The organism is Microbacterium sp. DWRC1-3 (assembly GCF_049896645.1).
Classification (GTDB): Bacteria; Actinomycetota; Actinomycetes; order Actinomycetales; family Microbacteriaceae; genus Microbacterium; species Microbacterium maritypicum.
The window spans coordinates 1104423-1124386 of sequence record NZ_JAFCUS010000001.1; the positions used below are offsets into that span (position 1 = coordinate 1104423).

23 protein-coding genes are annotated in these 19964 nt (G+C 69.1%); 8 read left to right on the top strand and 15 right to left on the bottom strand.

The genetic code is table 11. The features are described 5' to 3' along the window. Window positions 1–7: 7 nt before the first annotated feature. Both ACP699_RS05255 and ACP699_RS05260 read right to left on the bottom strand, forming a co-directional pair. Window positions 8–658 (bottom strand): alpha/beta hydrolase family protein, encoded by a 651-nt coding sequence (locus ACP699_RS05255; RefSeq protein ID WP_400647564.1) that lies wholly within the window; start codon window positions 656–658, stop codon window positions 8–10. A gap of 25 nt (window positions 659–683) precedes the next feature. Beyond that, window positions 684–1409, bottom strand: a complete 726-nt coding sequence (locus tag ACP699_RS05260; protein ID WP_055873282.1) for a general stress protein — start codon at window positions 1407–1409, stop codon at window positions 684–686. 85 nt (window positions 1410–1494) lie between these two features. On the opposite strand from ACP699_RS05260, the gene ACP699_RS05265 reads away from it, so the two are divergent. From ACP699_RS05265 to ACP699_RS05280, 4 genes are read left to right on the top strand one after another with little or no spacing between them, the layout of a single operon-like run. Then, complete coding sequence (locus ACP699_RS05265) at window positions 1495–2760, top strand: magnesium transporter MgtE N-terminal domain-containing protein (protein WP_017828633.1); 1266 nt, start codon at window positions 1495–1497, stop codon at window positions 2758–2760. Beyond that, window positions 2760–3272: a DUF1003 domain-containing protein gene (locus tag ACP699_RS05270; RefSeq protein WP_055864400.1), complete on the top strand. Its 513-nt coding sequence runs from the start codon at window positions 2760–2762 to the stop codon at window positions 3270–3272. Before ACP699_RS05265 ends, ACP699_RS05270 begins: the two co-directional genes overlap by 1 nt. After that, entirely contained in the window at window positions 3269–4390 is a 1122-nt protein-coding gene (locus ACP699_RS05275) for an Mrp/NBP35 family ATP-binding protein (RefSeq protein WP_314476851.1), read from the top strand. The genes ACP699_RS05270 and ACP699_RS05275 overlap by 4 nt, the downstream gene beginning before the upstream one ends. Before the next feature lie 20 nt (window positions 4391–4410). Beyond that, window positions 4411–4905 (top strand): YcxB family protein, encoded by a 495-nt coding sequence (locus ACP699_RS05280; protein WP_426169757.1) that lies wholly within the window; start codon window positions 4411–4413, stop codon window positions 4903–4905. Here the strand turns inward: ACP699_RS05280 and ACP699_RS05285 are convergent. Both ACP699_RS05285 and ACP699_RS05290 read right to left on the bottom strand, forming a co-directional pair. After that, window positions 4902–5540: a hypothetical protein gene (locus tag ACP699_RS05285; protein ID WP_127482617.1), complete on the bottom strand. Its 639-nt coding sequence runs from the start codon at window positions 5538–5540 to the stop codon at window positions 4902–4904. The genes ACP699_RS05280 and ACP699_RS05285 overlap by 4 nt on opposite strands. Next, window positions 5537–5926, bottom strand: coding sequence for a twin-arginine translocase TatA/TatE family subunit (locus ACP699_RS05290; protein ID WP_055864411.1), 390 nt, complete (start codon window positions 5924–5926; stop codon window positions 5537–5539). The genes ACP699_RS05285 and ACP699_RS05290 overlap by 4 nt, the downstream gene beginning before the upstream one ends. 90 nt (window positions 5927–6016) lie before the next feature. Here ACP699_RS05290 and ACP699_RS05295 point away from each other — a divergent pair, with 90 nt between their 5' ends. Next, window positions 6017–6655, top strand: coding sequence for an O-methyltransferase (locus ACP699_RS05295; RefSeq protein ID WP_055873296.1), 639 nt, complete (start codon window positions 6017–6019; stop codon window positions 6653–6655). 103 nt (window positions 6656–6758) lie between these two features. On the opposite strand, the gene ACP699_RS05300 is transcribed toward ACP699_RS05295, so the two are convergent. The 3 genes from ACP699_RS05300 to dapE all read right to left on the bottom strand — a co-directional run bounded on the left by ACP699_RS05300 (window position 6759) and on the right by dapE (window position 9299). Further along, the gene (locus ACP699_RS05300; RefSeq protein ID WP_017203323.1) at window positions 6759–6932 is read right to left on the bottom strand and encodes a DUF3117 domain-containing protein; all 174 of its coding nucleotides are present in this window, start codon (window positions 6930–6932) and stop codon (window positions 6759–6761) included. Between the two features lie 94 nt (window positions 6933–7026). Continuing rightward, window positions 7027–8244: a hypothetical protein gene (locus ACP699_RS05305; RefSeq protein ID WP_426169764.1), complete on the bottom strand. Its 1218-nt coding sequence runs from the start codon at window positions 8242–8244 to the stop codon at window positions 7027–7029. Further along, window positions 8226–9299 carry a succinyl-diaminopimelate desuccinylase gene (gene dapE, locus ACP699_RS05310; RefSeq protein ID WP_055873311.1) on the bottom strand — a complete coding sequence of 358 codons (1074 nt, stop codon included), beginning with the start codon at window positions 9297–9299 and terminating at the stop codon, window positions 8226–8228. Before dapE ends, ACP699_RS05305 begins: the two co-directional genes overlap by 19 nt. Before the next feature lie 65 nt (window positions 9300–9364). On the opposite strand from dapE, the gene dapD reads away from it, so the two are divergent. Together dapD and ACP699_RS05320 are read left to right on the top strand one after the other, a co-directional pair. Then, window positions 9365–10318: a 2,3,4,5-tetrahydropyridine-2,6-dicarboxylate N-succinyltransferase gene (gene dapD / locus ACP699_RS05315; RefSeq protein WP_426169767.1), complete on the top strand. Its 954-nt coding sequence runs from the start codon at window positions 9365–9367 to the stop codon at window positions 10316–10318. Window positions 10319–10613: 295 nt separating this feature from the next. Continuing rightward, a complete protein-coding gene (locus ACP699_RS05320) occupies window positions 10614–11993 on the top strand; it encodes a DEAD/DEAH box helicase (protein WP_127482621.1) in 1380 nt (459 codons plus the stop codon). A gap of 168 nt (window positions 11994–12161) precedes the next feature. Here the strand turns inward: ACP699_RS05320 and ACP699_RS05325 are convergent, their stop codons facing one another. The 6 genes from ACP699_RS05325 to ACP699_RS05350 form a co-directional block, all read right to left on the bottom strand. Beyond that, the gene (locus ACP699_RS05325) at window positions 12162–13451 is read right to left on the bottom strand and encodes a citrate synthase (protein WP_055866746.1); all 1290 of its coding nucleotides are present in this window, start codon (window positions 13449–13451) and stop codon (window positions 12162–12164) included. A gap of 191 nt (window positions 13452–13642) precedes the next feature. Next, entirely contained in the window at window positions 13643–14767 is a 1125-nt protein-coding gene (gene dapC / locus ACP699_RS05330; protein ID WP_055864434.1) for a succinyldiaminopimelate transaminase, read from the bottom strand. A 9-nt stretch (window positions 14768–14776) separates the two neighbouring features. Beyond that, entirely contained in the window at window positions 14777–15097 is a 321-nt protein-coding gene (gene fdxA / locus ACP699_RS05335) for a ferredoxin (protein ID WP_055873321.1), read from the bottom strand. Window positions 15098–15106: 9 nt separating this feature from the next. Continuing rightward, window positions 15107–15517, bottom strand: coding sequence for a hypothetical protein (locus tag ACP699_RS05340; protein WP_055873324.1), 411 nt, complete (start codon window positions 15515–15517; stop codon window positions 15107–15109). Window positions 15518–15569: 52 nt separating this feature from the next. Beyond that, window positions 15570–15884, bottom strand: a complete 315-nt coding sequence (locus ACP699_RS05345) for an AzlD domain-containing protein (protein ID WP_055864439.1) — start codon at window positions 15882–15884, stop codon at window positions 15570–15572. Beyond that, complete coding sequence (locus tag ACP699_RS05350; RefSeq protein WP_426169775.1) at window positions 15881–16600, bottom strand: AzlC family ABC transporter permease; 720 nt, start codon at window positions 16598–16600, stop codon at window positions 15881–15883. The genes ACP699_RS05345 and ACP699_RS05350 overlap by 4 nt, the downstream gene beginning before the upstream one ends. A gap of 104 nt (window positions 16601–16704) precedes the next feature. On the opposite strand from ACP699_RS05350, the gene ACP699_RS05355 reads away from it, so the two are divergent. Further along, a complete protein-coding gene (locus tag ACP699_RS05355) occupies window positions 16705–17253 on the top strand; it encodes a helix-turn-helix domain-containing protein (RefSeq protein ID WP_288969773.1) in 549 nt (182 codons plus the stop codon). A 3-nt stretch (window positions 17254–17256) separates the two neighbouring features. Here the strand turns inward: ACP699_RS05355 and ACP699_RS05360 are convergent, their stop codons facing one another. Further along, window positions 17257–18882, bottom strand: a complete 1626-nt coding sequence (locus ACP699_RS05360) for an MFS transporter (protein WP_055864448.1) — start codon at window positions 18880–18882, stop codon at window positions 17257–17259. After that, window positions 18879–19925 carry a glutaminase A gene (glsA, locus tag ACP699_RS05365; protein ID WP_055873336.1) on the bottom strand — a complete coding sequence of 349 codons (1047 nt, stop codon included), beginning with the start codon at window positions 19923–19925 and terminating at the stop codon, window positions 18879–18881. The genes ACP699_RS05360 and glsA overlap by 4 nt, the downstream gene beginning before the upstream one ends. Window positions 19926–19964 lie beyond the last annotated feature (39 nt).

The following is a 19964-nucleotide window of genomic DNA, read 5'->3' on the forward strand; positions in this document are numbered from 1 at the left end:
GACGTGCTCAGCGATCGATGAACTCGGCGACGATCGGCGCGAGCGACGCCCCAATCTCTGCCGCGGGGCGCTTGTGCCCCTTGACCTCGAAGGTGTGGCCGGCACCCTCGACCCAGACCACGCGCGCATCCTGGCAGCTCGCGACGGCCTCCTCGAACTGGGCGATCGGCTGGATGAACGGATCGTTCGTCCCCTCGACGAACAGCTGCGGCACCGTGATGCCCGGCAGATGCTCGATGCGCGGCTTCTCCGGCCGCCCCGGCGGATGCAGCGGATAGCCGAGGTAGGCGAGCCCGTCGACGAGCATGCCCTCGGCGACCGCCATCGACGCCATGCGTCCCCCATACGACTTCCCGGTCGCCCACAGGGTCGCTGAGGGGGCGGACTCTCGTGCGAAGGCTGCGACGGCGTTCCAGGTGGCGATCGCGTGCGCGGCAGGTCCCGGCATCCGTCGTCCCTGCTCCACGTACGGGAAGTTGAAACGCAGGGTCGAGAAGCCGCTCGCACCGAGCGCGTCGACGTAGCCCGTGAGGAACGGGTGGTCCTTGCCGGTACCCGCGCCGTGCGCGACGATCACCGTCGCCCCGTTGTCACCGGGGGTCCAGTCTGCGGAGACGACAGTGGGACCGTTCGAGAGTTCGACCGGGATCTGGACCATCAGACGGAGAGTGCGCAGATCGCCGTCATGCCCGCTCGCCCTGGATGCCGTCCGCATCGGGGGCGGCATCGGGCTCGACCGGCGTCACCGTCGACGCAGCGGCAGTCCCGGCTTCCGGCGTCGCACCGGATTCCGGTTCGGCGACGGGCTCGGCCACCGGGTCGGCGGGACGCGGCGGAATGACGGGCTCTTCGGGAGAGGGAGAGGGAGCGGTCGCACCGGGCGTGATCCGCTCACCGTAACGCGGCGGCTCATCGAGGTTGACCGGGGGGCGCACCGGGGCGACCTTGTTGGCGCCGAGCACCTGGCGGGCCTTGCCCAGCGATGTGGACAGGACCGTGACCTCGTAGTGGTCGGCCGCGAACTGCGTGACGCTCGCGAAGTCACGGCGACGACGGACGATCGCGTACGTGACGAGGCTCAGGAGCATGCCGACCGCGACGCCGATGAGGACGAAGCCCAGGAAGAGCTGGATCGGAACCTCGGGGTTGCCCAGCACGAGGATGGCGGCGAGGAACAGGCCGATCAGCACGCCGTTGATCGCTCCGGAGCGCGCGGCGGCCGCGTAGCCGAGCTTGCCGGTCACACGCTCCACGGTGCGCACGCTCTGTCCGACGATGGCGATGTCGCGTGCGGGCACCTCCCCGGCGATCAGCTTCGAGACCGTCTTCTGCGCGCTCTCGTAGTCGCGCATCGACGCGACGATCTCGCCGGTGTCTGTGCCGCTCGCGGGCCGGTTCAGCATGCTCATCCGGCTATTCTTCCACGCGCACCGTCGGACGGCCCGAGGCGCGACCATCCCGCCGCAGACCTGAGCCGCCGACTACTCTGGAGAAGTGAGCACACAACGGGTTTTCGCCGCGCGCCTCGCCGGGTGCGCCGTCTTCGATCCCGTCGGCGACCGGCTCGGCAAGGTCCGGGATGTCGTCGTCGTGTACCGAAGTACCGCGGCGCCCCGCGTCATCGGTCTGGTCGTGGAGATCCCGGGACGCCGACAGGTGTTCCTCTCCATCGGACGCGTCACCTCGATCCGCGCCGGCCAGGTCATCAGCACGGGTCTGATCAACGTGCGACGGTTCTCTCCGCGCGCCGGCGAGGTGCGGGTGCTCGCCGAGATGCTCGGGCGACGCGTGAGCTTCGTCGACGGCAGCGGCACCGCGGTGATCGAAGACATCGCGATCGAGCCGAACCGCCTCGGCGAATGGGCGATCAGCCAGCTGTTCCTCCGCCGCCCGAAGACCAGCGCCTCCCCGTTCGCGAAGGGACCGACGACCTTCGCGGGGTGGAGCGAGGTCACCGAGCAGCGCGCGCCCGGCGAGTCGCAGTCGGCCGAGCAGCTCGTCGCCTCGTACTCCGAGCTGCACGCCGCCGACCTCGCCAACACGCTCCTCGACCTTCCACAGCAGCGCATGATCGAGGTCGCCGAGGAGCTGTCGGACGACCGCCTCGCCGACGCCCTCGAGGAGATGCCCGAAGACGAGCAGGTACACATCCTCGACCGGCTGGGCGACGAGCGCGCGGCCGACATCCTCGACCAGATGGAACCGGACGATGCGGCCGATCTTCTGGCCCAGCTGGCCCCGGACCGTCTGGAGCAGCTCCTCGAGCTCATGGAGCCGGAGGAGGCCGAGGACGTCAGGATGCTGCTGCGGTACGGACCCGACACCGCCGGCGGTCTGATGACCCCCGAGCCGATCATCCTGTCGGCCGATGCCACCGTCGCCGAAGCGCTGGCCCTGATCCGCCGCCATGAGCTGCACCCCGCACTGGCCGCCGCGGTGTTCGTGACGCTCCCGCCGTTCGAGACACCCACCGGGCGCCTGCTCGGGCTCGTGCACTTCCAGCGGATGCTGCGCTACCCGCCGCACGAGCGGCTCGGCGCGATCCTCGACGACAGCCTCGAGCCCGTACCCGTCACGGCATCCGCCGCCGAGGTGGCGCGACTGCTGGCGAGCTACGACCTCGTCTCGCTCCCGGTGATCGATGCGGCGCACCGCCTCGTCGGAGCGATCAGCATCGACGACGTGCTGGACTACCTGCTCCCGGACGACTGGCGCTCGCACGACAGCGACGACAGCTCCCCCGCGAAGGAGATGCGCTGATGGCCCGGTCCCCGCGCCTCGACGCACCGGGCCGCACCACCACCCGCCCCAGGGCGACCTCTCGCGACCGCTTCGGGCGCTTCACCGAGTGGGTCGCTCGTGCGATGGGTACGCCGGCCTTCCTGCTGATTCTCAGCCTCTTCTGCGTGGTATGGATCCTCTGGAACACGTTGATGCCCGACGAGCTGCGCTTCGACGACGCCGCCCTCGGATTCACGGCGTTGACTCTCATGCTCTCCCTGCAGGCCTCGTACGCCGCACCGCTCATCCTGCTCGCGCAGAACCGCCAGGACGACCGCGACCGGGTGCAGATCGAGCAGGACCGGCAGCGTGCCGAGCGCAACCTCGCCGACACCGAGTACCTCGCCCGAGAGATCGTCGCGCTGCGGATGTCGCTCGAAGAGCGCAACTCGCAGGCCGTCACCCGCGACGTGCTCAGGCAGGAGCTCAAGGCACTTCTCGCCGAGCTCGAAGACGCGCCGGACAAGACCCGACCCGGCACCGCCTCATGACGGCGGCCGAGCGCGTCCGATCGGCCGTCGCCGCCGTGACGGATCCGGAGCTGCGCCGACCCATCGGCGAACTCGACATGGTCCGCGAGATCTCCGTCGACGGCGACCGCGCCCGCGTCGGCATCGTGCTGACGATCGTCGGGTGCCCCGCGGCGGCCAGGATCGAAGCCGACGTGCGCGGTGCGGCCGCATCCGTTCCCGGCATCGCCGAGGTCGAGGTCGAGGTCGGCGTGATGACGCCGGCCGAGCGCAAGGCGCTCACCGAGAAGCTCCGCGCGGGCAGACCCGCACGACACATGCCGTTCGGCCCCGACTCGCTCACCCGTGTGATCCTCGTCTCCAGCGGCAAGGGCGGCGTCGGCAAGTCGACGGTCACGGCCAACCTCGCCGTCGCCCTCGCCGATCAGGGACTGTCCGTCGGCCTCGTCGATGCGGATGTGCACGGGTTCTCGATCCCCGGGCTCCTCGGCATCCCGGCGGGTACCCAGCCGACCCGCATCGACGACCTGATGCTCCCCCCGGTCGCGCATGGCGTGAAGACGATCTCGATCGGGATGTTCCTCCGCGACGGCGAGTCCGTGGTGGCGTGGCGCGGACCGATGCTGCACCGCACGGTGTCGCAATTTCTCACCGACGTCTTCTTCGGGGATCTCGATGTGCTCCTGATCGACATGCCGCCGGGAACGGGCGACATCGCGATCTCGATCGGCCAGCTCCTCCCCCATGCGGAGGTGCTCGTCGTGACCACCCCGCAGACCGCCGCGGCCGAGGTCGCCATCCGCAGCGGTCTCGTCGCGCGTCAGACCGGTCAGCGCGTGATCGGAGTGATCGAGAACATGGCGGCGTACACGCTCCCCGACGGCACCCTGATCGACCTGTTCGGCTCCGGCGGGGGCGCGGCCGTCGCCGAGGCGCTCTCCGAGCCGGGAGCGACGGTCCCGCTGCTCGCCTCGATCCCCCTCAGCCCCGCTCTGCGTCAGGGCGGAGACGCGGGAGAGCCGATCGTCGGCGGCGGGACGACCGATGCCGCGGCCTCGACGATCCGCGACCTCGCGGCCACCCTCGCCCGGCAGGGCAGGGGCCTCTCCGGTCGATCGCTGCCGATGTCGATCGGCTGAGCGCGTGGGAGGATGAACGAGTGTCCCCACGCTCCCTGACCGTCGACGAGAGCCTGCTGCGACGGATGGCGCGCGACGCCGCGATCTATTCGCTGACCCGCCCGTCCGCCCTCGTGATGTGGTTCGCCCTCGCCGGTGCGCTGGCGCTCAGCATCCTCAATCTCAGCGCCCCCGTGTCACCGGGGGAAGAAGCCCCGTTCGCCGCGGGCTGGATGCCTGTGATCATCGCCGGGCTCGCAGGCTTCGCCGTCCTCATGTCCATCTCGGGCGCCCGAACGGCCGTGCGGATCGCGATGCCGGTGGAGCAGGTGGTGTGGGTGGCCCTCGAAGACGACAGGCTGCAGGTGGGCAGCGGTCGCCGTCGATCCGACATCGACTACCGCACGTTCCAGAAGATGCACGTGGGCAAGGACGCCGTGCTGCTGAAGCTGCGTGACGCCTCGGTCGCCACCGCGATCCCCCGCGCCCTGCTCACGGACGACGACATCGCGACGCTCCGCTCCAAGATCTCCTAGCTCTCCCAGACCTCAGGCGACGACCTCCGAGGCTCAGGGCCGTCAGCGCGACGACGCCGGACGACCAGGCGACGGATCAGGATGACGCCGGGGACGAGCACGACGATCAGCGGGCAGGCCACCGCGCCGAAGGCCAGGAGCGAACCGACGGCGAAGTCGCTGCCTCCGTTGCGACCGAGACCGACGGACCCGCGTCCGAAGGTGTCACCGGCGACCAGGAATTCACCGTCGTAGGTGTCCAGCGCGTCGACGCAGGTCACGGTGTGGATGCCGGCCTCGACCGAGGTGAACTGCGCGCTCTGCGCGAAGCCCAGCCGGGGCGTCATCCACCACAGCGTGTCGTCCCAGGTGAGCGACGGCGCGCCCGACAACGTCAGTCCGACGCCATCCGGGCCGACCACCGCGCACTCCATCGTGCCCAGCGCCGCCGAGATCCCGTTGCCCCAGATGCCACCCCGCTCACCGGAATCGAGCCCCACCTCCGCGGAGCGCCCGAGCGGTGACGGAGCCGCGTCATCGACGGAGGCCGCGACCGGCAGCACCCAGAGGGTCCAGATCAGGACCGACACGCACGCGCACAGCGCGGCGAGCCAGAAGGCCACGGCGTCGCGATCGGCGAGCCGCCCTCGGGTCACGTGGCTTCAGGGTCGAAAGGCGGGCGATTGGTCGCGCTGAACTCCTGCGGAGCCACACGCGTGGGGGCGACGGTTCCGGCGATCGGCTCCGCGATGGTCTCGCGCGCCTGCATGGGAGTCGCGGGCTGAGGTTCCTCCATCAGCGCGTCGCGGATGATCCGACGGGGGTCGTACTGACGCGGGTCGAGCTTGCGCCAGTCGACGTCGTCGATCTCGGGCCCCATCTCCTCGCGCACCCTCGTCTTGGTCGCGCGCAGGTACTCGCCGGCCTTGCGAACCATGCGGGAGAAGCTCTCCGCCGCCCGCGGCAGACGTTCGGGGCCGATGATCAGGACCGCGATGAGGCCGATCAGCAGCAGCTTCTCGAAAGTGAGCCCGAACGTCATCTCTACAGGCTACCGCCGCGCCTGCGGTCCCCGCACTCGCCGACCGAATACGCTGGAGAGGTTCACCGGGCAGGCAGGGAGAAACAGGCCATGAGCGAGTATGACGCGAACGCGCGTTTTCTGCGCGAGTCCATCGTGGAACCCGACGCCATCACCCGCGCCCGCGCACATGCGGTCGAGCTGGGAGCGATGCCGATCAGCGCGGCCGTCGGCTCGCAGATCGCCGTGCTCGCCGCGGCGACCGGCGCCCGTTCCATCGTCGAGATCGGCACCGGAGCCGGCGTCTCCGGACTCTGGCTGCTGCGTGGAGCCCCGCAGGCCGTGCTCACCTCGATCGACAACGAGCCGGAGCATCTCGCCGCGGCACGGCAGGCCTTCGCCGATGCGAAGATCCCGTCCACACGAGCCCGTTTCATCACTGGGCGAGCGATCGATGTGCTCCCCCGCATGAACGAGAACTCCTACGACATCGTGCTGGTGGACGCCGACCCCGAGCACGTCATCGAATACGTCGAGCACGGTCTGCGTCTCGCACGCACCGGGGGGCTCGTCCTCGTGCCCCGTGTGCTCGCAGGCGGCCGCGTCGCCGACCCCGTGCAGCGCGACGAGATCACCTCCGCCTACCGGTCCCTCGTGCAGGAGACGCAGGAGTCCTCGGCCGTCCTGGCCACGCTCTCCCCCGCCGGCGAAGGACTGCTGCAGCTGATCAGCCTCGCAGAGCGCGACTGACGCACGAACCTCGCGGGGCACAGGCACCGTTCGCAGACGAAAAGGGCGGTGGATCCGAGGATCCACCGCCCTTTTCGGATCCGCTCGAGCGGACCCAGGTCGATCAGGCCGGTGCCACGACGGCGGCAAGCACGTCGTGAAGCTCCTTGGCCTCGGCGTCGTTCACAGAGACGACCAGGCGGCCGCCGCCTTCGAGCGGAACGCGCACGATGATGAGTCGTCCTTCTTTCACGGCTTCCATAGGCCCGTCTCCGGTCCTCGGCTTCATCGCTGCCATCGTGGCTCCCTTTCCTCCGGTGGTATGGGATGAGTTTATCGGGTGTCACCGGGACCTGGAGGTCACGGAGCAACAATTGGCTCGAGCTTCACGATCACGGCACCTGCCAGAACGTGCTCCCGAGCGCATATACGTGGTAGATCCAGAACCATTGTCCGACCAGACATGCGGCCAGCACCCCGATGCGCCAGAGGCGTGATCGAGACACGGCGACCGCACCCCAGAGAGGGCTGAGGGGCAGGAGCAGACGGAAAGTGCTCGACTGCGGGAAGAAGACGGCGAGCAGATACAGCAGGTAACTCGCACTCCACAGCCGAAGATCCGCGCCGAGAGCCCGAACCTGCGGGGAGAACAGGAGCGCTGCAGACGCGCCGATGACCAGCACGGCGAGTACGAGGGGTCCCCACCACTGCGGCATCCCCCAGAGCGCGAACCAGAACTGCGACGCCTGGACCCACCCCTCGAACGGGATGAACCCCTCGACACCGCCGGTGATCCAATGCTGACGCCACGCGAGTTCGGTCGCGAGATACGCACCGGGGTCTCCCGTGACGATTCCCGCGATCGCCTGCCAGGCGAAGCCGGACGCGGTCGCGAGGGCGCCGAGAGCGAGGATGTGCGCGATCTCGCGTCCTGGGAGCGGATCCTGTGCGCGCCGGATCCAGCGCAGGACACCGTGCAGGCCCAGATAGAGGGCGAAGGCGAGGATCCCCGGGCGGGTGAAGGCCATCACCGGGATGAGGATGTACAACCAGACGTACCTGCGCCGGATCGTCGCATCGAGGGCCAGGAACAGCAGCAGAAGGAACAGGGTCTCGGCATAGCCGACCTGGAACATCGCCGCGATCGGCCCGGCGGCGAAGAACACCACGGCCCACATCGCCGCCGAGTTCCCGAGACGCTCGCGAAGCAGACGATGAAGCGCGAGACAGGCCAGGTACCCCGCCACGAGTGACAGCAGGAGAGCCCCGGCTCCCCAGGACCCGAGCACGAACCCGATGCCCTTGGCCGCATATGCGAACACCGGCATGAATGCCCAGGCGTTCTCGACCACGTCGCCCGTGTCCGAGAGCGGCAGCTCGCTCGGATATCCGTTCTCGGCGACCAGCCAGTACCACTGCGCATCCCAGCCGAGGATGAAGTCGATGAGCCCGGCCCCCGCGCCGAAACGCGAGGACGAGGTCGACAGCGAAGCGGCGATGAGCAGGAACGCCGTCGTGACGACCCGTGCACCGAGGTAGATGACGGCCACACGCAGCGCGACCGGCGTCATCGCCCAGCGGCGTGTGATGCTCAGCGCGACGTGAGCCATGCGCGAAGGCCCCGCTCCACGGCGTCGATCTGCGCGAGGGGAACGCGCTCCTCATCGTGGTGGGCGAGATGCGGGTCGCCGGGGCCGTAGTTCACGGCGGGGATCCCGAGCGCGGAGAAGCGTGCGACGTCGGTCCAGCCGTACTTCGGCCGGGGCTCTGCGCCGACGGCGGCCACGAACTGCTTCGCGATCTCGGCGTCGAGGCCGGGACGCGCGCCCTCGGCGGCATCCGTGATCTCGATGTCGAAGCCCGCGAGGACGCCACGCAGATGGGCCTCGGCGTCGGCCGCCGACTTGCTCGGCGCGAACCGGTAGTTGACCTCGACCTCGCACGCGTCCGGGATCACGTTGCCCGCGACTCCACCCGCGATGCGCACCGCGCTCAAGCTCTCGCGGTACAGCAGCCCCTCGACCAGCACCTCCTTGGCGCGGTACTCCGCCAGCCGGGTGAGGATGGGCGCGGCGCGGTGGATCGCGTTCTCACCGATCCAGGCGCGTGCGCTGTGGGCGCGCACGCCGCTCGTGCGCACGAGCGCGCGGAGAGTGCCGTTGCACCCGCCCTCGACCTCACCGTTGGACGGTTCCCCCAGGATCGCGAAGTCGGCCTCGAAGAGATCGGGGCGCACGGCGGCGAGCAGTCCGAGGCCGTTCTTCGAAGCCTCGATCTCCTCGTTGTCGTACCACATCCACGTGATGTCGATCGCGGGGTCGGTCAGTTCGGCCGCGAGCTTCAGCTGCACGGCGGTGCCCGCCTTCATGTCGACGGTGCCGCGCCCCCAGAGATAGGGCACCCCGTCGATCTCGATGTCGCGGGTCGGCAGGTTCGCGTTGATCGGCACGGTGTCGATGTGACCGGCGATCGCGACGCGCTGTGCCCGGCCGCGGTCGGTGCGGGCGACGATCGTGTTCCCGTGACGGAAGACGTCGAGGTGCTCCAACGGCGTCACCGCTGCCTCGATCGCATCGGCCAAGCTCTTCTCCTCACCGGAGACGCTCGGGATATCGCATATCGCACGGGTGAGGTCGACGGAGGACGCGGTCAGATCGAGCACCATGGGTCAAGACTACTTACCCCGTCACGAGTGACGTCGCCATCCCTCGGGGGCGATAGCGTGGAGGGATGAGCGACGCACGCACTGTATGGGGTATCGGACTCACCACGATCGCCGGGGACGGCACCGTCCTCGATGCGTGGTACCCCGAGGTGCGGACAGGCGCCTCCACCTCCGACGAGGTCACCGTCGCCATCGCCGCACTCGAGCCCCTCGCCGGGCCCGACGAACGGCGGAACGTCACGCTCGAGGTCGTGCAGCTGGAGATCGACCTCGACGCCGCCCCGGCGTCGACCGCGGACGCCTACCTGCGTCTGCACGCACTCTCCCATCTGGTGGTGCGTCCCAACGAGCTGAACCTGGACGGCATCTTCGGGCACCTTCCGAACGTGGCCTGGACCAACGCCGGCCCCGTCCTTCCCGCGGATGCCGCTCGCCTGCGCCCGTACCTCCAGCGCGCCGGCATCCAGGTGCAGGGGCTCGACAAGTTCCCCCGCCTGACCGACTACGTGCAGCCTTCTGGCGTCCGCATCGCCGACGCCTCCCGTGTGCGTCTGGGCGCGTACCTCTCCCCCGGCACGACCGTCATGCACGAGGGATTCGTCAACTTCAACGCCGGCACGCTGGGCGCGTCGATGGTCGAAGGACGCATCTCGCAGGGCGTTGTGGTCGGCGACGGCAGCGACATCGGCGGAGGCTCGTCGATCATGGGCACCCTCTCCGGCGGCGGAACGCACCGCGTGTCGATCGGAGCCCGCACGCTGCTCGGCGCGAACGCCGGCATCGGCATCTCGCTCGGTGACGACTGCGTCGTCGAGGCCGGGCTGTATGTCACGGCCGGCACCAAGATCGTCCTCGTCGACGGGCCCGTGACCGCCGATGGCGCACGCAAGAGCGTGAAGGGGGCCGAGCTCTCCGGTCACGATGGGGTGCTCTTCCGCCGGAACTCGCTCAGCGGTGCAGTGGAGGCCGCGCGTCGCGCCGGTGTGGGAGTGACGCTGAACGAGGCGCTGCACGCCTGAGAACGCCACCCAGGGGACGCCTGCCCCGCTCCTGCAGGCGGCCGACGACCCGCGCGGAAGTCGACATGCGGCCGACGGCATGCACGCACTGGTAGACTGACGGAGTTGCGTGTACCGCCGGTCTCGTAACATCGTCGTCGTCACGGGGTCTCCGAGGACCGAAGCGAGCGGAACCGCTCCCACCACCAGCATCAGCTGGCCTTTCGAACGGCGAACCGATGCGCAATTCCTGCGCCGTCGCCCACCTCACCCCTTTATCTCGCGCCCTTCATTCGGGCGCTGACGGAGTTTCTGCATGTCTACTTTCCTTGAACTCGGCGTTCCCGCCGAGCTCGCCGCCGTTCTCGCCGATTCCGGCAAGACCGAGGCGTTCGCCATCCAGCGCGACACCCTTCCCGATTCCCTCGCCGGACGCGACCTCCTGGGTCGCGGACGCACGGGCAGCGGCAAGACCATCGCCTTCGCCCTGCCGCTCGTCGCGCGCCTCGCCGCTTCCGGCGGACAGCGCCGTGCCGGCCTTCCGCGCGGACTCGTCCTCGCCCCCACGCGTGAGCTCGCGACGCAGATCGCCGCGACCATCGCACCTCTCGCCGAGGCCGCGGGCCTGCGTGTCACGACCGTCTTCGGCGGCGTCAGCCAGCGTCCGCAGGAGCAGGCGCTGCGCGGCGGCGTCGACATCGTCGTGGCCTGCCCCGGTCGACTCGAAGACCTCATGAAGCAGCAGGTGGTTCGCCTGAGCGCGATCGAGGTCACCGTGCTCGATGAGGCCGATCACATGGCCGACCTCGGCTTCCTGCCCGGCGTCACCCGCATCCTCACCGCGACCCCGGCCGGTGGACAGCGTCTGCTGTTCAGCGCGACCCTGGACCGCGGCATCGACACCCTCGCCCGCCGCTTCCTCTCGAACGCGGTCAGCCACGAGGTCGACGAGGAGAGCGTGCCCGTCGGCGAGATGACCCACCGTGTGCTGGTCGTCGACTCCACCGACAACAAGACCGCCCTCGTGCGCGAGCTCGCCTCGGGCACCGGTCGCCGCATCCTCTTCACCCGCACCAAGCACCAGGCGAAGAAGCTCGCGAAGCAGCTCACCGCCGCGGGGATCCCCGCCGTCGACCTGCACGGCAACCTGTCGCAGAATGCGCGCGAGCGCAACCTCGGCGCCTTCTCCGCCGCTCCCGAAGACGGCGGAGTGCGCGTGCTCGTGGCGACCGACGTCGCGGCGCGCGGCGTGCACGTCGACAACGTCGACCTCGTCGTCCACGTCGACCCGCCCGTCGAGCACAAGGCGTACCTGCACCGTTCCGGCCGCACCGCGCGTGCCGGCGCCGCGGGCACCGTCGTGACCGTCGTGCTCCCCGAGCAGCGCCGCGACGTCAAGGATCTCCTGCGCAAGGCCGCCATCTCGGCTCCGCTCGAAGACGTCACCACAGCGGCCGTCACCGCGCTGGTGCCCGAGCGCGCAGCGCATGTGCGCCCGGCCCCCGTGCAGGCTCCGCAGCAGCAGCGCCAGTCCTCCAAGCAGCGCCCCGCAGGCGGCGAGAAGAGCGGAGCGGCCAACCCGCCGTCGCGTCGCCGTCGTCGTCCCCGCGCCGGTGCTTCCGGCACGGGCGCAGGTGGTGGCTACTCCACGCAGAGCGGCTCCCGTCAGGGCGGCCGCAGCTCGCAGGGTCGCTGAACACTCGAGCCGCTGACTTCAGCTCAGCATGGCGCCCTCTCCGCTCGTCGGAGGGGGCGCCGTGCCGTTTCCCCGCGACGAATGCCGGGAATCCGAATCCATCGCGTCGCTGCAAGACGACGAAAGCGCCCCCTCCGTCGTGCGGAAGGGGCGCTTTCTCGTCTGGACTCAGCGCGTCGGGAAGGAACGCTCGGGCGCTCCTGTGTACAGCTGCTGCGGGCGACCGATCTTGGTCTGCGGGTCGAGCTGCAGCTCACGCCACTGCGCGAGCCAGCCCGGCAGACGGCCGATCGCGAACAGCACCGTGAACATGCGCGTCGGGAAGCCCATGGCCTTGTAGATGACACCGGTGTAGAAGTCGACGTTCGGGTAGAGGCGACGCTCGCGGAAGTAGTCGTCGGCCAGCGCGAGCTCCTCGAGCTCCTTCGCGAGGTCGAGCAGAGGGTCGGTGACGCCCAGGGAGGAGAGCACCTCGTCGGCGGCCTCCTTGACGAGCTTGGCGCGAGGGTCGTAGTTCTTGTAGACCCGGTGGCCGAAGCCCATCAGCTTCACGCCCTCTTCCTTGTTCTTCACGCGCTCGACGAAGCGAGCGACGCTCTGACCGGAGTCGCGGATCTGACCGAGCATCGTCAGCACGGCCTCGTTGGCACCACCGTGGAGCGGGCCGGAGAGAGCCTGGATGCCGGCGGAGACCGACGCGAACTGGTTCGCGCCGGTGGAGCCCACCAGGCGGACCGTGGACGTGGAGGCGTTCTGCTCGTGGTCCTCGTGCAGGATGAGGAGCAGCTCGAGAGCCTTCGACATCACCGGGTTGACCTCGTACTCCTCGCTGTGCACACCGAAGTTCAGCTTCAGGAAGTTGTCGACGAAGCTCAGCGAGTTGTCCGGGTAGAGGAACGCCTGGCCGACGCTCTTCTTGTGCGCGTAGGCCGCGATCACGGGGAGCTTGGCGAGCATGCGCACCATGTTCAGCTCGACGTGCTCCGGGTTGTGCGGGTCTGTCTGCCCCTCGTAGTAGGTCGAGAGGGCGGCGACGGCCGAAGACAGCACCGACATGGGGTGCGCCGTGTGCGGCAGGGCCGAGAAGAAGCGCTTGAGGTCTTCGTGCAGCAGCGTGTGACGACGGATCTTCTCGTCGAACTCCGCGAGCTCGGAGGCGGACGGCAGCTCGCCGTAGATCAGGAGCCAGGCGACCTCGAGGTAGCTGGTGGAGCCCGCGAGCTGCTCGATCGGATAGCCGCGATACCGCAGGATGCCCTTGTCACCGTCGATGAAGGTGATCTCGGACTTCGTGGAGGCCGTGTTCACGAAACCGTAGTCCAGGCCGGTGTATCCGGTCTGTCGGGTCAGCGTCGAGAAATCGATGCTGTCGTGCCCTGCCGTGCCGCGCAGCACCGGGAATTCGGCGGTCGTGTCGCCGATCGTCAGCTTCGCCGTCTGGTCTGCCGCTGCACTCACGCGGACCTCCTCGTTGTGTCCGCCCCCGCTCGTCGCGGTGATGTCGAACAAGATCTTGATCAAGCCTGAACTGGCGATCTCACGGCGCTCAAGCGCCAGGTCGGGTCACGACCGAATCGCCTTTACAGCCTAGTAGTCACACAGGCCTACTGTGACATCCGCCAAACAGAAGCACCCTCCGAGGAGGGAACCTACATATCGGTTGCCATATCGGTTGTGGAGAGTCGACGCGCGGCCTCGCGGACGTGCGCGGTCGGCGCGGTGAGTGCGAGCCGGACATGCTGGGCGGAGTCGGCTCCGTAGAAGGGACCAGGGCCTGCGAGGATGCCGAGATCAGCGAGTCGCGCCATCGACTCCCAGGCGTCGCGACCCTCGGTCGCCCAGAGGTACAGCCCCGCCTCGGAACCCTCGATGCGGAAGCCCGCCGCCTCCAGCGCAGGACGAAGGGCATCGCGACGCGCGCGGTAGAGCTCCTTCTGCACGGCGACGTGCTCATCGTCTCCGAGAGCGACCGCCATCGCGTGCTGCACCGGTGCGGGCGGCATCAGCCCGAGGTGCTTGCGTGCCGTGAGCAGCTCTCCCACGATGCGCGCACAGCCGGCCACGAACGCCGCACGGTATCCGGCGAGGTTGGACTGCTTGCTCAGGGAGTAGACGCTGAGCAGATTCGCACGGCTTCCGCCGGTCACCCGCGGGTCGAGGATCGAGGGGATCGGCTCGGTCGCCCACTCGCCGTCCCACCCCAGCTCGGCATAGCACTCATCGCTCGCCAGGACGGCTCCGAGCTCGCGGGCGCGGCTCACGGCTGCGGCCAGCTCGTCCACGGTCCAGGTGCGGCCGTCCGGGTTGCCCGGGGTGTTGATCCAGATGAGCTTGGTGCCCTCGGGCCAGTCCTGCGGGTCATCGGCGGGCAGGGGCGTGGCCCCCACGACGCGCGCGCCGACCTCGTAGGTCGGATATGCCACGCGCGGGTGCACGACGATGTCGCCGGCCCCCAGACCGAGCAGAGTGGGCAGCAGCGCGACGAGCTCTTTCGAGCCGATCGTCGGGAGCACGTTGTCGACGCGGAGGTCGGGCACTCCCCTGCGTCGGGCGTACCAGTCCACGATGGCCTCGCGCAGCGTCGGCGTGCCGACCGTCTGCGGGTAGGCGTGGGCGTCCGTCGCCTCGGCCAGCGCACGCCGGATGATCTCGGGGGTCGGGTCGACAGGAGAGCCGACCGACAGATCGATGAGCCCGTCCTGGTGCCTCTCGGCACGCTCACGGAACGGGACGACGGCGTCCCACGGGTAGTCGGCGAGGTCGCGGACGCTCACGAAGCGCGCCTACTCGCCCTGCGGCGGCAGAGCGGCGATGATCGGGTGGTCGAACGAGTAGACGCCGACCTTGGCGGCGCCGCCCGGGGACCCGATCTCGTCGAAGAACTCGACGTTGGCCTTGTAGTAGTCCTGCCACTCGTCGGGCAGATCGTCTTCGTAGTAGATGGCCTCGACGGGGCACACCGGCTCGCAGGCACCACAGTCGACGCACTCGTCGGGATGGATGTACAAGGAGCGTTCACCCTCGTAGATGCAGTCAACGGGGCACTCGTCGATGCAGGCGCGATCCTTGACATCGACGCACGGGAGGGCGATCACATACGTCACCCCCTCAGTCTACGACTCGCGAGCCTCGGGTTCTTGCGCGGCGGGTGCCTCCGTGCGCACGGGAAGACGTCGCACCGAGGGCCAGGCGATCACGAGCAGCACGATTCCGGCCACCAGGTAGGTCCAGATCTGCCCCGCGAACGACGCGGGCACGACGACGGAGCCTCCGGGACCCTCGCCCGAGATCAGCACCAGCATGCCGATCATCCCCAGCCCCGCTGCCACGGCGGCACCGCGGTCGTGCGTGAGCGCGCGCACGGCGATCAGGATGGCCGCGCAGGCGATCGCGGCGACGATCATGCCGACCGGGATCGGACCCCACATCACGCTGTGGCTGATCGTGCCGGCGATGCCGTAGACACCGCCCACCAGGGCGGCAGCGATCCACGACAACACTCTCGACATCCAGCTCACGCGCACCTGTCGATCCTACCGAGGAGGCCCGCACGATCCCGATCAGAACCTGGCAGGGTCAGGCCGCGACTCCGAACAGACGAAGGAGGGCGGCCACCACCGCAGCCGCCACCACGACCACGAGGAAGGACTGCCGCAGCCACAGCAGCCCGCCCGCGACCAGCAGAGCGGGCACGCGCGCATCCACGGTGATCGCCTGCCCGTCCCCCAGGGTCTGCACGGCCACGAGAGCCGCCAAGAGCGCCACCGTCAGAAGATCAGAGATGCGGGCCGTGCGCGGCGCCTCGAGCACCCGGGGCGGTACCAGGTAGCCGGCAGCCTTGAGGGCGAGGCATATCACCGCCGCGAGGAGGATGGCGCTCCAGAGAGTCATGACGTAGCCTCCGATCCCGCGTCGGTCGACTCGACCGATGCGGCAGGCCGCCCCATCCAGTTGAACCAGCCGACGGCGATCGCGACGACCGCGGCGACGAGCACCGGAAGTCCGGGCATCAGCATCGGGGTGAAGGCCGCGGCGACCACAGCCGCGGCGATGCCGACCACGACGGCCTGACGCTGGCGGAGTCTCGGCCACAGCAGAGCGAGGAATGCCGCGGCCGCCGCCGCATCCAGCCCCCAGGCCTTGGGGTCGCCGAGCACGTCGCCCACGAGCGCCCCGACGAGGGTGGTGATGTTCCAGCCGACGAAGATGCCGATCCCCGTCACCCAGAATCCGACCTGCCGCAGCCGCGGATCGCTCTGCGAGATCGCCACCGCCGTCGACTCGTCGATCGTGAAGTGCGCCGCAGCCGCCTTGCGCACGGGTCCTCCCCCGACGATCGGCGACATCCGCATGCCGTAGGCGACGTTGCGCACCCCGAGAAGCGCCGCCGAGGCGATCGCCGAGGGCAGCGCGGCGACGCCGCCCGCAGTGAAGACGCCGACGAAGGCGAACTGGGATCCTCCGGTGAACATCAGCAGGCTCAGCACACACGTCTGCCAGACGTCGAGACCCGAGGCCACGGCGAGGGCGCCGAAAGAGACGCCGTAGGCACTGGTCGCGAGAACGACGCCGAGCGACTCGCGCCAGACCTCACGCTCGGCGGTCATCACACACCACTCGAACCACTGTTCGCTTCACTGAACACATGATCATAATTCTGAACACCAGCGCACGGATAGTCAAGCGAACGAACGTTTGACATGATGAACACATGGAGGAACTTCGCACACGCATCGCCCGCACCCTGCGTCGGGAGCGAGAGGCGGCGAGTCTGTCGGTGTCCGAGCTCGCTCGACGAGCCGGCATCTCCAAGGCGACGGTGTCCCAGCTCGAGAGCGGAGCAGGCAACCCCAGCGTCGAGACGCTGTGGGCGCTCGGCGTGGCGCTCGGCGTACCCTTCGCCGTGCTGGTCGATCAGCAGGCCAACGCGCCGACCCTCATCCGCGCAGACGACCTCGCGGGCGTTCCGTCCTCCGCAGCCGCGTACAGCGCGACGTTGCTGTCTGCGAGCCCTCCCGGCGCCCGCCGTGACATCTACCTGATCCAGGCCGAGCCGGGCGACGCCCGCCGCTCCGACCCCCATCACCCCGGGACGATCGAGCACGTGGTCCTGATGACGGGACAGGCACGGATCGGCCCGGTCGACGAGCCCGCGCTGCTGGGCCCTGGCGACTACCTCACCTACGCCGGAGATGCTCCGCACATCTTCGAGGCGACCGCGCCCGGCACCAGCGCGGTACTCATCTCCGAGCTGCGCTGAGCGTCACTCCGACCCGGCCGCCGGCGACGGGTCGGGGATCTCGTGCGGCCGATACTGCGGGAGCCGCGAAGCCGGGAGGATCGCCAGCGCGCTGATACCCGCGAGCAGGAGCAGGCCGAGCTTGAGAGTGCCGAGCCGGGACTCCTCGTTCACGGCGACGGCTGCGTCGACCTGTTCCGGCGTCGCGTCCGTGGCCTCGAGCGCGGCACGGAGATCGTCGTTGCTGACGAAGTTGAGGTTGTCCATGTCGACCTGTGCGACGAGTGACGGCGGAAGCTCGGGGTGCTCGACGACAGCGCGACCGATGCTGAGCCCGAGAAGAGAGACCAGCAGCGCCCCTGCGAGCGCGGTGCCGACGGCCGAGGCGAGGTTCTGCGTGGTGCCGCGCAGCGAACCCACGTCTCCGGCGAGTTCGGCGGGGGCCGCCGTCACGAGGACGTTGAACACCAGCGTCACCAGCGCGCCCTGTCCGATGCCGAAGACGATGAGCCCGGCGATCGTCGGGATGGTCTCCCAGTTGTTGTTCACGACGAACGACAGCCACACCAGCGCGACCGTGGTGAGGATGAAGCCGACCACGCCGATCGTCCGCGGCGGGAAGCGCCGGTACAGCCGCACCACGAGCGTGGCCGTGACGAAGACGGTGAGGTTGAACGGCATCATCGCCATCGAGGTGTCGAACGGGGTCCTGCCCTGCACGATCTGGATGTAGAGCGGGATCGTGAAGTTCACGCACGCCTCCAGGGCGACCACGATGAACATGGCATACACGGCGGCCCGCTCACGCGACGAGCCGAGCACGCTCAGATCGATCAGGGGAACCCTCCCCTCCGACATCCGTCTCCGCGTCCACAGGAAGAAGGCCTGCCCGAGTACCAGCCCCACCACGATGAAGACGGGGGCAGGCGAGAGCCCGATGACGTTGAAGGGGGCGTCGGCCGTCGCCGCCACCGCACCCCAGGAGTTCAGGTTGTTGAACCCGAGCGTCAGCAGCACGATCGCCGCGCCGATGAGGAGTGAGGCGACGAGGTCGATGCGGATCGACGCGTCTCCGCGATCGCCGCGCAGGGTGAAGCTCAGTGCGAAGACGACGACGGCGATCCCCAGCACGATGAAGAACATCGGCCGCCAGCCGACCAGCGTCCCCAGGGTGCCGCCGATCAGGAAGGCGCTGACACCCGAGATCGCGCGCGCCGAACCGATGGCGCCGATGGCGGTCGCCTGCTGCTGGCCGCGGTAGTTCTCGGCGATGAGTGCCACGATCGACGGCACGATGATCGCTGCGGCCGCGCCGGCGACGGCCTGTCCGGCGATCGCCCACCACACCGTGGGCGCCAGGATCATCATCACCGAGGAGGCCGCGAACAGCGCGATCACGATCCGGAAGATGAGCACCCAGCCGATCCTCTGACCGAGCTTCGCGCCTGTCATCACGAGCGCGGCCACAGCGAGCCCGTACATGACGATCGTCGTGCTCGCGACCGTGGGCGGGACGCCGAACTCGCTCACCATGCCGCCGAGGGAGATCGGCAGCGCGGCGACGTTGAACGACATCAGCACCTGTGCGAGGAACAGGCTGACCATCGGGAACCACGAGGTCTTGGTCTGCTCCGGCTGCGTCTGGGTCATGACTGCTCCTGCGGTGCGGGTGAGGGTGCGGTCGCGGAGGCTTCACGACGCGCCGGGGCCGAGGCGAAGAGGTTCAGCCCCAGAACACGTGACAGGTACCCGATGGCCATCTGCGAGCGGATGGAGTTCCCGGCCTCGTCCAGTCGCGGCGAGAATCCGGCAACCGCGCCCTTGCCGGGTGCGACAGCGACGATGCCGCCGGCGACACCGGACTTCGCCGGGAGCCCGATCTCGAACAGCCAGTCGCCGGATCGTTCGTACAACCCCGTCGACGCGACGACAGCGAGAGTGTCGCGGCACACCTCTTCCGAGACCACCCGCTCTCCGGTGACCGGATTCACTCCCCCGTCGGCGAGCGTCGCCCCCATCACAGCGAGATCGTGAGCCGTGACGCTCAAGGCGCACTGACGCGTGTAGACGTCGACCACCTCGTCGGGATCGCCCGACAGCCGACCATAGCTGCGCAGCAGACGACCGAGAGCGCGATTGCGGTCGTTCGTCTGCGCTTCCGATGCGTAGACCACCCCGTCGAGACTCAGCGGACGCCCGGCGAAGGCGGAGAGCCCCTCACGAACGCGCTCCCACTGCTCGACCGCGGTGGCGCCGGGCATGAGGGCGGTCGTGGCGATCGCACCGGCGTTGACCATCGGATTCATCGGATGCCCGTCGTTGAGCTCGACCGCCACGACGGAGTTGAAGGCGAGTCCTGTGTTGTTCACGCCGACGATGTCGCGCACGCGCTCATGGCCGTGCTCCTGGATCGCCAGGGCGTAGACGAACATCTTCGAGATCGACTGGATGGAGAAAGGATGCAGAGCGTCGCCGGCATCGTGCAGCCCGCCACCGACCTCGATCACCGCCAGACCGAAGAGCTCCGGATCGACCTCGGCGAGCACGGGGATGTAGTCGGCGACGGTGCCGCCGCGTTCCCCGCGATAGCGGGAGTGCGCGTCGCGCACGATCTCCTCGACGCGATCCCACCCCGGCAGGGAGCCGGTGGAGACCTCCTGCGGCACATCGCGCCACGCTGCCGGGTCGAGCACATCTCCTCCTCGGATCCGTGACGCCCCCAGGTCGTCAGA